The following is a 15,023-nucleotide window of genomic DNA, read 5'->3' as shown; positions in this document are numbered from 1 at the left end:
TGCATTAATAACTCTTTTCAGGCCGTATTTCGCATTCCATGTATTTGTCACCTATGATCACCCCTATTGCTTGAATGGTTTGCTGCGCTACCCGGCGTTCCCCCTCAGAATCTACCAGCTCAATCTTCTCATCCGTCACACGAAAAAGGGTCAGATTCGCCTTGTTATTGATCCGAATCTCCCCAAGTTCCGGGCGTCCCAGCCACTGGGCTGCTCTGCTCGTCACCCGCGCAATTGTTTCTTCAAGGGAATATCCCAGTGCAAGGAATTTGTTCAACAGATTCGCCATGGAGTAGACGGGACCATTCATACGGTTGCCTCTGTATATGTCTGTGCTGATCGTATCCGGATCAATACCGTTTTGTTTGGCCGCCTCGGCCACAGCGAACGAGAAGCTAGCCGTACCGTGTCCCACATCCAAGTGAACTCCTCGCTCAATAGCATCTCTCAATACCTGGAGCGGACGATTCTCCTTATCGAATAAATTGTTGCTTTTACCATTTAGATAATGGGTTATCACGTCGTTGCGTTGAAGTAGCGGTAGAACCTCACGGATATCCGGCGGAGCGGAGCCAATATGTACCATCAGCGGCAGCCCGGTCTTCTCCGAAAGCTCCAGCGCATGATGAAGCGGTTGAATGCCATTGTCACCCACTACACTTTTGCTGATTCTGGCCTTCAAGCCTACGATAAATTCTGGATAAGCAACTACCGCCTGAAGCACCTTTTCATGATCAATCCACTCTAGTTGGGACAACTCGTCAATTCGCATTAGGCCAATCTTTGAAATGTTAAGAAAAGCTAGCAGTTGCGTTGCTGACTTTTTCCCCGCCTCCGCCAGTTCACCCATTCGCTCCGCTCCGCAGCTACCTGCGTCCACGAGCGTAGTCACGCCACATTTGATTCCGATTTCATCGATCTCGTCTCCATACGGATTCAATTCTGCAAACGCATGTACATGCAAGTCTATCCAGCCGCTAGAGACATACGCCCCATTGGCTTCCACGACCTTGAACCCATGGTCTTCGGCAGTGCCACCGGGAACAATCTGGACTACGTTGTCATCAGCTATGACAATGTCCACTTCCGCTCCATTCAGGACTTTCGCCCGGCGGAGGAGCAAACGTTCTGCTGTCATCGTCACACCTTCTTTCCAAATTCAGAACATTACCGTCCTAGGTCTTTCCCGCACACGCTATAACACAAACAGTCCCAATGGATGTAGGAGCTTTTTTCACAGGGACTGTTTGGATGAACTATTTATTCTTTATCACTACCGTGTTCAGACCCGAAAACCCTTTAAAAAATTCACAGCCTGGCGGATATCTTCCTCCGGATTAGTGCCAACTTCCCGTTCTATGGTCAGGAATCCTGTATAACCGATGTCGTTCAGTGCTTGCAGATAGTTGTTCCAATCAACAGAACCCGCTCCGAGCGGAACTTCACGGAACGCCGAGCCGGTCTCGGCCATTTCAGCGATTTTCTCATGGTCTAATGCTGGTGCTTCATAACCATATTGACCGTAAACATCGCGTGGATCGATATCAGCAAGCTTGAGACCATCTTTAGCATGGGTGTGAACAATGTAGTCTTTTAGAGTATGAACACCTTGCACCGGATCATCACCAGTCACCATAACCATATTGGCCGGATCAAAATTAACGGAAACCCCTCTGGAACCCAGACCGTCGAGGAACGTCTTCAGACGTGCAGCGGGTTCTGGTCCAGTCTCAATCGCAAAATAAGAATTCATCTCATGTGCATATCTGCTAAGTTCCTCACAGGCAATGTGCATGGTTTCATAGATTTTACTGGCTGGGTTAGAGGGAACAATACCGATATGTGTAGTTACGATATCTGTACCTAGCTCCTTAGCCAGCTCCATAATGCGCTTGGACTTTTCAATTTTGGCACGGTTCTGGGCAGGATCCTGAAAGCCATGTCCGCCTAAATCTCCAACGAGGGCAGAGATTTCTAAACCCAGCGAAGCAATGTAATCCTTCCATTCACGGCGTGCTGACTGAGAGAGAGTAGCGGGATCAAATTCGCCTTGCACCGCATAAATCTGAACTCCATCTGCCCCAGCTTCTTTTGCCTTACGCAATCCCTCTTTCACTCCAACCTGAAAGCTGTCTACGATAACACCGATTTTATTAGTGATAATTGGCTTAACCATGGCAATAATCCTCCAGTATAATGAATTAGATTTGGTTCCAAACCCGCTTAATGTATTCCAGCCCCAGTCTTGTTCCCTTACGGCACTCTTCCATTCCCTCAAATTCTACAGAGATATATCCGTCGTAACCGCTTTCCTTAACGATTCGAATTACACTCGGCATATCGATGTCTCCTTGACCAACGATGGCACCTCTCAACCAGTTCCCACCGGAGGATTGGAACCAACCTTCGCCAGGCTGCCGGTCTTGCGGACGAATATAGAAATCTTTGAAATGCACCATCGAAGCAAGCTTGATGTTGTTAGGTACAGCTGTTAGCGGGTTCTCATCTGCGCACAGGAAATTCCCAATGTCGAGTGTTGTACGGAAGTTGTCTCTGCCTACCGCATGAACCAGCGCCTGTACACGATCGCTGTGCTGAATAAAGTATCCATGATTCTCCACACTGGTCGTAATGCCCAAACCTGCGGCATAATCGGCAACTTCTCGGCAGGCTTCAGCCAAACGTGGAAGCTCTTCCAAAAAATGCGTGATGGATAGATCGTTTGACGAGGCTACATCATGCCGCATCCGCTGAATGCCTAATGCCGCGCACACGTCTACTTCCCGCTTTACCCGCTCGACTTCCCGCTGCATTTCCGCTGACTCCAGCCCGGCAAAGTTCGCCCCGATAGCATAATTGGACAACTCTAGTCCACGACCCGCTGCTGTTCGTACAATCTGATCTATTAGCTCAGGATTTTCAACCAGATTGATGCCCAAGGGTACAATCTCCGCATGTTCTGCGCCCAGATCGGCGATCGTCTCAATGACACCTTCAAGCGTGAGCTCACCCGTCGAAAAAGCTGAATGCAGACTGTAAGTGCTGATTCCTAACTTCATAGTTTCACCTCTTCACCTTTGGCTGCGGATTCATAGATCGCGCCGAGTATCTTCATGATTGTGACGCCATCTTGCACAGGACTAATCGGTGTAGAGCCGGTACTGATGTTGCTCGCAAAATGATTAATTTCATTCTGGAATGCACTGTTGAACTCAAACCCCTTATTATCGGTCTGCGGATAGGTATTGACGATCGTATCCGCCTGTTCTTTAACAATGACTATCTCAGGATCAATTTCAAAACCACCCTTGTCACCGTACAGGCGTACCGAACGCTCGTCTTCTTTGGCATGCAGTGTAAAGCTGACATCGACCATCAGCGAAGCTCCATTCTCAAAGCGTATCAGTGCATTCGCTAAATCTTCCACCGTATTGTTAGCTGCGTCGTAATCCGCGGCTTTATAGAAAGAGAGATTCTTAATATTAGAACGATTGCCGAGCTTCCGGTAGGTATTGGCACTTACCGATACTGGATCCGGACGGCCCATCAAATACCAGCAAAGATCGATCACATGGACGCCAATATCGATCAGCGGTCCGCCGCCGGAGCGTTCAATATCACTGAACCAGCCGCCGGGATTGCCTAGTCTCCGGAACGTTGTTGCTTTTGCATAGTAGATTTCGCCGAATTCTCCTTGTTCCACCAATGTCTGAAGGAGCTGGGCATTGGAGTCATAACGTCGTACAAAGCCTACTTGCAAAATCTTGCCGCTCTTTTCCACTGCTTGCTGTACCTGAAGCGCTTCTTCAACCGTACGGCAAAGCGGCTTTTCCACAAGCACATGCTTGCCAGCCTCAAGCGCCGCGATGCTGATCTCGGCATGGGAGTTGTTCCATGTGCAGATGCTGACTGCATCTATTTCGGAATTGGCCAGTAATTCACGGTAATCCGTGTATACCTTCTCGACGTTATATTCTGTAGCTACTTCGCGTGCACGTTCTTCATTCAGATCACATACCGCATATATGGTTGTCTGCGGATTATTCCGATAAGCACTTAAGTGCATGCCGGAGATAGAGCCCGTACCTATCACGCCAATTTTGATCTTATCCATTAACACTCGCTCCTTTATTTTGCATAGGTTATGATTCGTATTATAATGATTTCAACCCTAAACACCATGCAGAGCCTTGCGGTTTCATTTGTACAATTGTGCTATAGGAGGTGCAGTCTATAAATGTTGGACTATGATAAACATCTACAGGAACCCATGGACATGCCGGATCCCGAGTTCCCGATTAAAGTACATACCCAGCGTTTCAACCAAGAAGGAGTTATGTTGTTCCCACATCATTGGCATGAGCATCTTGAGTTTATATTTATTGAAAGTGGTGAGGCTGTTTTTGAGTGCGGACGAACACCAATTAACGTCCGGGCTGGCGATTTAGTTGCTGTGAACAGCAACGAGCTGCATTATGGGGTAAGCGCTTCTTCTGATTTATTGTATTATGCGATTATTGCAGATACTTCTTTGCTGCATAGTGCGGTAAGCGACGCTGCCGAAACTAAGTTCATCGCCCCGATTCAGCGGAACCAGCTGCTGTTACGTAACCATATCCGAGGGGATCAGCACATTACAGACTGTGCGTTGGCGATTATCCGGGAACTGGAACGTCGCGAATTTGGTTACGAGCTGGCTGTCAAATCCGAGCTGTACCGCCTGCTAACACTGTTGTTGCGCAGACATATCGTCACCGTACTCTCACAAGCGGAGCAAGAAAGACGTATTCAGACCGTTGAACGCTTCGCACCTGTTTTGCGTTATATCGATACCCATTACCAGGAGCCGATTCAAGTTGACGAACTTGCGGCGCTAACGGGGTTAAGCCGCTTCCATTTCAGCCGTCTCTTTAAGGAACTCACTGGGCATACGATATCGGAATATGTAAATGCTGTCCGTTTAGACCGTGCAGATTATTTACTCCGCCATACCCAGCTAACGATTTCTGAAATTGCTACCACTACTGGCTTCAGCGATATCTACTATTTCAGCCGCACCTTCAAAAAGCATAAAAAGGTAACCCCTAGCAGTGTGAGAGGATTCTAGTTAGAGTGAACAAAGGACTGCCTCTTGGCAGTCCTTTGTTAGTGTATGTATCGTTCCTCTAGTTAAACTGTCATTGCCATACAAGCTGACCCTTTCTTATTTTTGCTGCATAGATGATTTGGCCTGTATGATAATGGACTTCTCTCACCATCGCTATCATGAGATTAAGAGCAGTAGTCTCGTTATTTACTTGGCTATATGTAAGTGGTGGTAAATTAAGAAAGGGTTGTGACATCAATAACTCCGGGTTAGATTGGAGCCGTTCAAGATATTGGATAATAATATCAAAAGCATCCCTGGTCATAGTTATGGCTTGTTCTTTTGTCATTTCTAGACCTCTTTCAAACTCCCTCTCTCTATCTCTTGTATCAGGAATATCTAAAAGAATGGTTTCAATTCGTGAGTGTACTGCCCCGCTAATATGAGCAACCAAATTTGCAATACTGTTACTTTCCACGGTTGGGGACCAGGTAATATCCTCTTGGGTGCATTGCTCGATTGCTTGGAGCGTCCATTTCTTTTCCGATCTAAATTTGACTAACATACTTTCAATTAACTCAATGGCGATATCCATTGCTAACCTCCTATTAATAAACCCTATGTATAATTTTACCAAACACATCTCCTCTGTCAAATGAAATCTAGTCCCAATGCTATTTTTATGCCACAATGTTTTGTTACATTCTTATCCTGGCTCCTGAGAAAAAATAACTCTTTCATTTCACACCAAGAAGATCAGGTAAGGGTATTTCCCTCTACTGACCTTCTTATATTTTATTAATGGTGTATAAGAAACTATCTTCCATCTTATGGGTATAATTAACATAAAGCTCTATAGGAGGGAAAATCATTGAGAAAAATAAGGAAGCTGATTCTTTTAGGATTTTGCATCATGATTTTACCGGGAACCGTGATTTATGCTGCAGCTGGCTCATCTGAAGTATCATTATATTTGAATAATGTGCTTCAAAAACAGCCCGCAATATTGTCCGAAGGTTCGATTTCCTTGACGACTGAACAGTTGTCTAAAGATTTATTTGCACTATTCGCCTTGGATGAATCAGGTAAAACCGTTCGAATCTACAAGCCTAATATAAACATGGTTATGCTCGATAATAACGGAGAGATTTTTGGAAAAGTAAAAAGCCCGTCATGTTTTGCATTTTCTACTCTATTACAGGTAGACCATTTAAAAACTGAAATTTCAGATATTAAGGTTGTGATCACCGATCCTGCGGACAAAACAGAAACTATTGATGCTCAACAAATTAAGAACAGCGAAGAAAACTTTTGGTTCAAAACCAACGAGTATACATATTCCTTTAATACAAAGGGCACCTACACTATTCAAGTTTTTTTTAAAGATGTGGCTTCGAAAAAGTGGTTTCCTGTCTCCGAAATCGATATTTTTGGCATTTGACTTCCAGTTATAAGGGACTCAGCTCATTCTATTCTTATCGCGATATTACCAAATTGTTCTCCCTGCTGCATTCGGTGAAATGCCTGAACTGTGTCTTGTAAAGGATAAACTCGATCAATGATAGGTCGAATCGAATGGTGTTCCATAAATTGAAGCATATCCGCAAACTCTTCACCACTTCCCATTGAGCTACCTATAATACTAATTTGCGGGAAAAATATGGCTCGCGTCGGGATTTCCATTCGATCTCCTGAGCTTGCACCAAACGTGATAATACGTCCATTGGGTTTAATAATATCAAAGTAATGTGGGAACGTCGCAGGCCCAATGCTGTCGAGGATGAGATGAACGGTGTCTCCATTCATACTTTCCTTCCAATTGCTATGACTGTCAAAAGCATGGTCAGCTCCATGAGCGAGTGCAGCTTGTCTTTTCGTTTCACTGCGTGAAGTGACACTGATACGTGCACCCACCGCTGAAGCCATCATCATGGCATAAGTCGCAACCCCACCACCAATGCCAGGTATAAGAACATGTTCACCTTTCTTTAAGCGGCCTCTAGTGAACAGCGCCCGATAGGCTGTTAAAGCTGATAAGGGCAGCACGCCGGCTTCTTCCCATGACAGGTAAGCTGGCTTGCTGATGGCATTTTGCGCAGGAATGATGATTGACTCAGCGAATGTACCCTCTGAAGGTCCCCCTACAATGGCTGGAACGTTAGGAACATTGTCGGCATATTCCCATCCGATGCACGGATTAATGATGACATCTTCACCAACATTATGATCAAGTACACCTTCACCTATTGCTTCAATTCTCCCCGCGCCATCAGAGCCGATAATCAAAGGAGTATCCTGTTTTGTTCTGTCATCCATGATAAACAAGTCCCTGTGGTTCAGCCCTGCAGCCTTTAACCTAACCTTCACTTCTCCAATCCCCGGTCTTTTATCCATAATCTCTTTATAGTTCAAGCCCTTCAGGCCACCTTCTCCAGCATGTACAATGGCTTTCATCATCCAAGCCCCTTCCTCAAGTTGTTATTAATGAATCTATAATAAATTTTACATAGTGGGTGTAATCCAGTAAAATGATCAAAACTGAAGGTGACTATCATAAATCATCATACCAAGAAGGTGCAAAGGAAATGGAAAGTGGAGATTTGAGAATATTTCAAGCGGTTGCTCGCGAGGGTAGTATAACGAAGGCTGCTCAAGTCTTAAATTATGTCCAGTCAAATGTGACAAACCGGATTCAGTATCTAGAAGCTCAGCTGAAAATCCCCCTATTTCGCCGATCCAATCGAGGGATGACGTTAACGCCGGCAGGTGAGAACTTACTGGCATATACAGACAAAATATTATTACTCATGGACGAGGCTGTAATAACCACACAATACTCTGAGCACCCTACTGGTCCGCTCCGTTTAGGTTCCATCGAAACAACAGCGGCTACTCATCTAACGCCTCTGCTAACCGAATATCACTTACGATATCCCGATGTTAATCTATCGCTTATAACGGGAGAAACGCATAAACTCTTACAAAAAGTGCTTGATTACCAACTAGATGGAGCCTTTGTTTATGGACCCATTGACCAGCCTGATATAGAACATGTAGTTGCTTTCGAAGAGGAGCTGGTGCTTATCTCACAACCAGGTAAGAGCGATATGCGCGAATTGCTTACAAAGCCAATGTTGTTTTTCGACGTCGGATGTACACATCGTGCCAAAGCTGAGAGTTTCCTAAATGAAAGCGGGATGAGCTCTTATAACATTATGGAATACGGAACGTTAGATGTAATTCTAAGTGGGGTTTCCGCTGGACTCGGCGTGTCTATGCTGCCCCAATCTTCGATCTCTAAGGCCGAAGAGGCGGGAGTAATTACTTCCCACCGTCTGCCTGAAGGATATCGAGATTTGCAGGTATGGTTTGTGTATCGCCGGAACGCGGTTTTTTCTAGTGCGTTGTCAAAATTAATCCAAATGATCGAAGAAATATAGCAACATACATATTGGGGTTTGATTATATTCGAGCGCAAAGCTTGTATATTAATCAAACCCTTTTCAGCTTTTTCCGATTAGACTTGGTATGTCTTGTTCCCGTCTACTCACCACGAATCACTCGAAAACCTTGATCAGGACCCATACCATTCGCTTCGAACTTTCCCCGAAATGAAATCTCGTTGTTGTTAATGCCGCCGATCCACCCGCCACCCTTTACAACCCGGAAAGAACCGCTCTTACTATCTATATCTCCGTACCAGTTCCAACACCATTCCCTAACATTCCCTGACATATCGTAAAGACCTAGCTCATTAGGTTTTTTGCCACCAATAGATTTTGTTTTGTTATGGTTGTTTTCTATGATCGGCCAGTTCCAATCTCCTGATAAGTATTTGTCTCCAGCGTTTTGCCAATACCATGCTACTTCATCTGCTTTATTGCTTCCACTGTAGGTGTAACTTTTGCTAAACTGTCCTCCACTTGCAGCATATTCCCACTCTGCTTCAGTAGGCAATCGGTAACCATTAGCTCCAACATTGAGCGTTACTGTCCATTTTAAAGTATCGTTATCACTCTTATTATTCGGATCTTTTTTATTTTTATCTATATTGTAATAGGGTTTGAACCCCTCTTTTATACTTCTTTTATTACAGTAATCTATTACGTCATACCAGTTAACCATTTCTACTGGCAAGTTGTCGCCTTTGAATGCTGAAGGGTTACTTCCCATTATTTCAACCCACTCTTTTTGAGTAACTTCATATTGGCCGATATAGAAATTTGATATAGTTGTACTTTTGTAGTTGGAATTTGTGTTAATAAAATTTCCACCTTTAACTAATACATAAGTATCCTTCTGTTCAGGCTTTTCTTGCGAACAAGCGCTGATAGCAACTACTATTAAAAGAGAAATTAATAGTTTTCTCATGGATATATCTCCTTTCCAACCACTGGTATGTAGTTAAGTATCATTTGCTGAATGATCTAAGGCTGCCGGCTGTGGACCGACAACCTTAGCAATGATAGTGATTACTTATAGAAAACCTGTTATTACCAGACTGTTACGTTTGAGCTACCGCTACTTTGATATCCTTCTGTCGCTAATACCTGGTAAGACCAACTGCTGCCCAGATTCATTCCGTAACTTTTCCAAGCATTAACATGGTTGGCAAAAGTGATCGCGACATTGCTTCCCGTTGCTCGCTTGGATTGTCTTACACTCCAAAACTGTGTGAAGGTTGCCGTACCATCAATAGAAGGGGCGTTCGTTCTCGTAGTCGTATATATATCGTATGTGCCTCCATCACTGGTCACGGTACCTTTATAAGTTCCAGTAGGTCTATAAGTGCCCCAGCTATCAACGACGTAATATTCTATGAGGGAGTTTCTTGTCCACCCATAAAGTGTTAAATACCCATTGCCGGATGGTGCCCAGACGCCTGCATTGTAATTTATTGTTCTAGATGGAGATCCAGTATTCCAACCTTTACCAACAACGAAGTTACCAGTATTTGACCATGTAACGCTGTAATTCCCACCAGATCCATTGGTAGCATTTACTGTCCCGCCACCATCGGTCCAATTTTGCCAATAGTCTGTCGCTGCACTTGTGGTTGCTGCAAACAAGCTGAAACTCATTGAAGCGGCCATAATTACAGTTACGATTTTCTTGTTAAATTTAAACATAATCTACCTCCTGAAAATTTTTGACACTACATACCTACATACTGCTTGTCTGTATTTCTAGTAGTCGAAGCAATTCTTTGTTGGGGCAGATTCGAAACACCACTTCCTTCCATATATATTAATGTAAGCGATTACATATGGAATCTTATCATAGATCGTTTACTATTTAATCTCTTCAAATTAAAGATCTTACCCAAAAAAGTATTGTTCTTTTGGGATATCTTATTCACTGGATTTTTGTATCTGCCACAATTACAATCCAGTATTTTTTAGTAACACGTTCATATACCATGGCTTAATCAGTGGTACAACTACTGCTGGCTGCATAGCTTTTGTATGGTCCATCCGGGCTCCCAAAAGGATTTCAACATCCCAGCCTAAATCCGACAACTGCTCCATATTCTTTTTTAACAACCCGACGATGTCAACGGTAACGCTCCCGAAATTTTCACCGTAAACGATCGTATCATCTCCTCCTGCAAAAGCTAGTTTTGGGAGATTAAGCAAATGTTGAATTCTACGATCATCAAAGGCTGTGAGGCTCTGGTATAAGGTGACAAATTGTGCTGTAACAAGGGTATCTAGGGTAACCTTTATATTGTCCCAATCCATTTCATTTGGATTATCCGGTCCAGCAGGACTTTCCACAGATTCTTTTTGGTTACTCAAAGCTTGTGTATGTGTTTTATGGGTCACAACCCTCATTTCTTGATAGGGGCCATCATAGGGTGGAAAACCTCCCATTACCAAACTCTCCAAGCGATCTGTTCTTATAGCCATTTGCAATCCAATCAACGCAAGCCAGGAATAGCCATAGTAACTAAAGCCTGTAACATTCATTTCATCAGCAATGTGTAGAAGATCCTTCACAATATAATCTGCTGTTAGATTTTCCACTGGATATTGAAATAGATGACCTTCATAATCGAAATAAAGCACTTGAAAAGTGTCCGCTAGTCCTTCAACAAAATGTTTACCTAATTCGGGATCTACTCCCCATAGCTTTAAGTTTTCTGCTTCCTGATTGTACACAGATTTTTTAGCGATGGGTAACATGATGGTCGGACGATTTGGAAGCCCTGCCATACCTACTTCTATTTCAGATTGGTTTGCTAATTGTATTATCTTTTTCAATGAACTCACTCCTTTATGTTCTATAGAAGTATCATATAACATTCATGCAATCTTTCGGTTTATCCCTCTTCCTCCCTTGATATATCTACCTAAATTCGATTTAATATTGTTATAGCACTTGAAGGTTCAACTTTAATGTTTTGGGGCGGTGAGGATTATGGAAGAGATATATACACCTACACAGATAGCTAAGCAATTAAATGTGAGTACCACTACTTTAAGGAGATACGAAGATCAAGGCTTAATTCCAGATGTACCAAGGACCGCCAGCAACCGCAGATGTTACACTTCCATCCATGTGCAAGCTTTTATTACCATTCGGGCATTATTGAAGGGATATGAAATTCCGGTTGTGTACGATGTGATGAGGAAGATTAAAGGCCAGCAGATGGAGTCTGCTCTTTGGGCAATCAATCAAGAGCAACATAAGACCCAAGTGGAAAAAGAAAGGTTAGAGGAAGTTTTACGCATGTTTCGGGATGTTGATTTATCAAAATACAAAGAGTTAACTGTAACAAATTCAATGACGATTGGTGAAGTTGCACAAATGGCAGGCGTTAATCCATCAGCTATTCGGCATTGGGAACAAGAAGGGCTAATCTCTTCGAATAGGAACAAAGATAATGGCTACAGAGTCTTCACTTTAACGGAATTAAGAAAAATTATTCTTATCAGCAGTTTAAGGAAAACTGTTTATTATATCGAGAATATGAAACAGCTTTTGAATGAAATAGAAACACATAACTACAAAAAAGTGGAGGTATCCTTTCAGCTTGCCTTACAAAAATTGAATTCTCAATTAATGAAGCAGTTTTTCGCGATAGCTGAACTTACAAACTATGTGAAATTGTATAAAAGTAATGCCTAGTAACATAATGATCATAGAAAAAGGACTACCATGCGGTAGCCCTTTCGTGCCTATTTGAACTTGATGTCAACAATCTTGCCGCTTTCCACAAAACCAATATTTCGATAAACCTTATTCGAGTCAGGATTCTTTAAATCAGCATAAAGCATGGGCACTAAATCCTCCGATAAAAGCATAGAACATAACTCTGCTACTAGTGCACTTGCATAACCTTTTTTCCGGCAAGACGGAGGTGTGTATACCGCATTTAATCTGGAATATCTTGCCGACCTATGCGCAATGTACGCCATAGATACAGGTTTATCGTCTACAAACCATAAATACAAGTCCCCTGTCTCAATCATCCTCTTGGCATCTAGAATTTTAGTTTGTGGGTTCACCGTAATCCCATAAGCCTCTTCTGAGAATCCCGCCAAAAATTCTGCTACAATGGCCGCATTTTTTCTCGTTGCTTGTTGCATTATGCCCTTTACGTTCAATGGTTTCTTTGGATTTGTACAGAAATAAGATTCTATAGTCATCGTGGACTCATATTGAAGATGATTTGCCTGAGAATACAGCTCTGCAAAACGTTCTGTTGTTTTTGGTTCTCCAGATACTCCTGGTAATGTAGTCCCTTTAAGGAATTCTATAAGTTCTGCGTAGAGAACGGCCTTCTTATCCTCGGCAATATCCTTGGAACTCCAAAGCCATGCGTTATGTCCCGTTGACTGGGCATATATCATTGTTTCAGCAGAATCTTTTAAGCAAGTAGAACTCTTCGACTCGCAAATAAGGTGAATCAGGTTGTATTGAACCTCATCAGCAATAAACATATCCTGGTTAAGTATTCGATCGGAGACATTGATTTTTTGAAACATTGTTATTCCTCCTTATTTATTTATTTATAAGAACGCAAAAAACTCCGTCCCATTAGGGACGGAGTAGATTCCGCGTTACCACCCTGATTAGTGTATTCGTGAATACACCCTCTCTGCCATCGTCCAACAACGATGCTTCTTTGTAACGGCAGAATCCCGGGCCCGCCTACTATGATTTCGGGAGCCAGCTCTGAGGCGATTGTTCGATTCGGGTGTCCACTGCCTCGCACCAACCGGCAGTTCTCTGATCGACATTTCCAGATTTACTTGTCCTCTTCGTCGCATTTGATTGCAATGTAATTAGATACAATATAAAGTAATAGGGATTTTATGTCAATAATATATTATTGTTCATTGCGAAAAAACACTAAACACCAAATTGTCTTAAATGATGGTCTAGATGTTTATAAATCCCTTTACCCCATTGCTCTGGAGTGAATTTCCCGAAAAAAGGATGTGGATGGGATGAACATTTCTCCGGACCGTTACTTTGAAAATTCATAATCTTTTGTTTCAGTATTTCTTTTTCTTCTCCAAAATCTCTGTCATCTAAAATAAGTATGATCGGAATTGTTGACATATTGTGTGGTACCGGCTTGTCATTGTAAAAAATAGATTTTACAAACCTTCCTATTAATATTCCTAGCCAATGTCTTGGGGGAAAGGAACTTCCGATTGCGATGTCTTGAAACGCTGAACAGTGAGCCAACATTTGAGCAACATTCATCTTTCCCCATTGCGTTTTTCGGGTTTCGATTTTTTCATTATTAGGTCTGTTGATCCATACATTACGATAGGCTATTGTATTCATGATTGCATCATTATAATTTTACAGCATACTGCCGATCTAATATTCACCATTTTATATCATTATATCCTTTATTTACCTTGATGTCCATTAACGTAATAAAGCTATCCATCATGCAGGTAGCTCATCGTCTTAAAATGTCTTTAAATATCGTGTCCCGTAATTTCAGCAACCTACGGATTTCTGCAATACAGAAATACTTTCCTTTAGGAACGCCCTATTCTTTTCAATCCCTCTATTTTTACACCAGACAACAGCACTAAAAGCATCATAAAAATCATAAAAGGGTAGTACTGTTTCCAAATCCATTAGAGGACGAATTGTTGAATATCCCTCTTTATACGAAATTCTACTTTGAGGATTCACTTCCCAAACATATCGGTTAATTTTTGTGAAATCAATTTCCGAGGATCCACCCCGTGCACTCTCAAAATCAATAATTCCAACAACCACATTATTATTTGTTAGTATATTACCTTGTCGAAAGTCCATATGAACAACACAGGGGTCATCAGGAGGAGGCAAAACTGAAAAAGCACTCTCAAAGTGATTAATACATTTTTCGAAAAGTCCTCTCTCAAGGACTTCCTTGCAAGGTTCTATAAATTTTTCAAAGCTATTTCTTATATAAAGTCTCCAATTGTTCTGATTAAAAAATTGAAAACCGTCTAATCCTTCCACACCATATCCCGGCATTTTAACTTCATGCAGCCTTGCGTGAAGTACCCCAATTTGAAATGCTAATTCATCGTCAACAGCACCTGTACATGGTATACCTTTAATCTCCGATAAAAGTAATGCACCAGAAATTAAGTCATCCCCACTCCAGAAGTCTAACACCTTTGGAACTGGTAATACCTCCCTCAACAGTTCAAGCATACGATATTCGCGATATAGCTTATCCCTGTTATAAGGGATCTTCGCATACACCGTTTCTCCATTAGTAAGATTCAGCTTGTATACTTGTGAACTAAAGGACTCAGGAACATTATCTATACTTAATACATTAAGGTTAAATCTTTCTATGATCGTTTCTACTAAGTTCAACTCGCACCTCACATGTTATGAATGAAATAGTAATAAGTTCAGCTATCTTTTTCTTCATTTTATTGAACTATCCTGCCCGTTCGTGCACTAA

Annotated in this window: 16 protein-coding genes and 1 other annotated feature; of the genes, 4 read left to right on the top strand and 12 right to left on the bottom strand. The window is 42.4% G+C overall.

What is annotated here, in order from left to right:
- Window positions 1-4 precede the first annotated feature (4 nt).
- The 4 genes from MHH60_RS01700 to MHH60_RS01685 form a co-directional block, all read right to left on the bottom strand.
- The gene (locus MHH60_RS01700) at window positions 5-1,138 is read right to left on the bottom strand and encodes an amidohydrolase/deacetylase family metallohydrolase (protein WP_076133236.1); all 1,134 of its coding nucleotides are present in this window, start codon (window positions 1,136-1,138) and stop codon (window positions 5-7) included.
- A gap of 144 nt (window positions 1,139-1,282) precedes the next feature.
- Window positions 1,283-2,176 carry a sugar phosphate isomerase/epimerase family protein gene (locus MHH60_RS01695; protein ID WP_036677301.1) on the bottom strand — a complete coding sequence of 298 codons (894 nt, stop codon included), beginning with the start codon at window positions 2,174-2,176 and terminating at the stop codon, window positions 1,283-1,285.
- 25 nt (window positions 2,177-2,201) lie between these two features.
- Window positions 2,202-3,059 (bottom strand): sugar phosphate isomerase/epimerase family protein, encoded by an 858-nt coding sequence (locus MHH60_RS01690; protein WP_076133238.1) that lies wholly within the window; start codon window positions 3,057-3,059, stop codon window positions 2,202-2,204.
- Complete coding sequence (locus tag MHH60_RS01685) at window positions 3,056-4,114, bottom strand: Gfo/Idh/MocA family protein (protein ID WP_076133239.1); 1,059 nt, start codon at window positions 4,112-4,114, stop codon at window positions 3,056-3,058. The genes MHH60_RS01690 and MHH60_RS01685 overlap by 4 nt, the downstream gene beginning before the upstream one ends.
- Window positions 4,115-4,237: 123 nt before the next feature.
- Here MHH60_RS01685 and MHH60_RS01680 point away from each other — a divergent pair, with 123 nt between their 5' ends.
- A complete protein-coding gene (locus tag MHH60_RS01680; protein WP_036677307.1) occupies window positions 4,238-5,107 on the top strand; it encodes a helix-turn-helix domain-containing protein in 870 nt (289 codons plus the stop codon).
- A gap of 70 nt (window positions 5,108-5,177) precedes the next feature.
- On the opposite strand, the gene MHH60_RS01675 is transcribed toward MHH60_RS01680, so the two are convergent.
- Complete coding sequence (locus tag MHH60_RS01675; RefSeq protein WP_036677310.1) at window positions 5,178-5,681, bottom strand: DUF1572 family protein; 504 nt, start codon at window positions 5,679-5,681, stop codon at window positions 5,178-5,180.
- A gap of 276 nt (window positions 5,682-5,957) precedes the next feature.
- On the opposite strand from MHH60_RS01675, the gene MHH60_RS01670 reads away from it, so the two are divergent.
- Entirely contained in the window at window positions 5,958-6,527 is a 570-nt protein-coding gene (locus MHH60_RS01670) for a hypothetical protein (RefSeq protein ID WP_076133241.1), read from the top strand.
- Between the two features lie 23 nt (window positions 6,528-6,550).
- On the opposite strand, the gene MHH60_RS01665 is transcribed toward MHH60_RS01670, so the two are convergent.
- Window positions 6,551-7,540, bottom strand: coding sequence for a zinc-binding dehydrogenase (locus MHH60_RS01665; protein ID WP_076133444.1), 990 nt, complete (start codon window positions 7,538-7,540; stop codon window positions 6,551-6,553).
- 131 nt (window positions 7,541-7,671) lie between these two features.
- On the opposite strand from MHH60_RS01665, the gene MHH60_RS01660 reads away from it, so the two are divergent.
- Window positions 7,672-8,526 (top strand): LysR family transcriptional regulator, encoded by an 855-nt coding sequence (locus tag MHH60_RS01660; protein ID WP_076133445.1) that lies wholly within the window; start codon window positions 7,672-7,674, stop codon window positions 8,524-8,526.
- A 103-nt stretch (window positions 8,527-8,629) separates the two neighbouring features.
- On the opposite strand, the gene MHH60_RS01655 is transcribed toward MHH60_RS01660, so the two are convergent.
- The 3 genes from MHH60_RS01655 to MHH60_RS01645 form a co-directional block, all read right to left on the bottom strand.
- The gene (locus MHH60_RS01655; protein WP_076133243.1) at window positions 8,630-9,457 is read right to left on the bottom strand and encodes a formylglycine-generating enzyme family protein; all 828 of its coding nucleotides are present in this window, start codon (window positions 9,455-9,457) and stop codon (window positions 8,630-8,632) included.
- 122 nt (window positions 9,458-9,579) lie between these two features.
- The gene (locus MHH60_RS01650) at window positions 9,580-10,215 is read right to left on the bottom strand and encodes a glycoside hydrolase family 11 protein (RefSeq protein WP_076133244.1); all 636 of its coding nucleotides are present in this window, start codon (window positions 10,213-10,215) and stop codon (window positions 9,580-9,582) included.
- A gap of 252 nt (window positions 10,216-10,467) precedes the next feature.
- Window positions 10,468-11,349 (bottom strand): alpha/beta fold hydrolase, encoded by an 882-nt coding sequence (locus MHH60_RS01645; protein WP_076133246.1) that lies wholly within the window; start codon window positions 11,347-11,349, stop codon window positions 10,468-10,470.
- A gap of 157 nt (window positions 11,350-11,506) precedes the next feature.
- On the opposite strand from MHH60_RS01645, the gene MHH60_RS01640 reads away from it, so the two are divergent.
- Window positions 11,507-12,217, top strand: a complete 711-nt coding sequence (locus MHH60_RS01640) for a MerR family DNA-binding transcriptional regulator (protein ID WP_076133248.1) — start codon at window positions 11,507-11,509, stop codon at window positions 12,215-12,217.
- A 50-nt stretch (window positions 12,218-12,267) separates the two neighbouring features.
- On the opposite strand, the gene MHH60_RS01635 is transcribed toward MHH60_RS01640, so the two are convergent.
- The 3 genes from MHH60_RS01635 to MHH60_RS01625 form a co-directional block, all read right to left on the bottom strand.
- Complete coding sequence (locus MHH60_RS01635) at window positions 12,268-13,077, bottom strand: GNAT family N-acetyltransferase (protein ID WP_076133249.1); 810 nt, start codon at window positions 13,075-13,077, stop codon at window positions 12,268-12,270.
- Window positions 13,078-13,128: 51 nt separating this feature from the next.
- Window positions 13,129-13,366: a binding site (T-box leader), on the bottom strand.
- 78 nt (window positions 13,367-13,444) lie between these two features.
- Entirely contained in the window at window positions 13,445-13,888 is a 444-nt protein-coding gene (locus MHH60_RS01630; RefSeq protein WP_076133251.1) for a DUF1569 domain-containing protein, read from the bottom strand.
- A 162-nt stretch (window positions 13,889-14,050) separates the two neighbouring features.
- On the bottom strand, window positions 14,051-14,932 hold the full coding sequence (locus tag MHH60_RS01625) for an aminoglycoside phosphotransferase family protein (RefSeq protein ID WP_076133252.1): 882 nt from the start codon (window positions 14,930-14,932) through the stop codon (window positions 14,051-14,053).
- Window positions 14,933-15,023 lie beyond the last annotated feature (91 nt).

Source organism: Paenibacillus sp. FSL H7-0716 (genome assembly GCF_038002705.1).
Classification (GTDB): domain Bacteria; phylum Bacillota; class Bacilli; order Paenibacillales; family Paenibacillaceae; genus Paenibacillus_AQ; species Paenibacillus_AQ odorifer.
The sequence above is the reverse complement of the archived record's forward strand: the minus strand, read 5'-3'. Positions and strand labels throughout refer to the sequence as shown.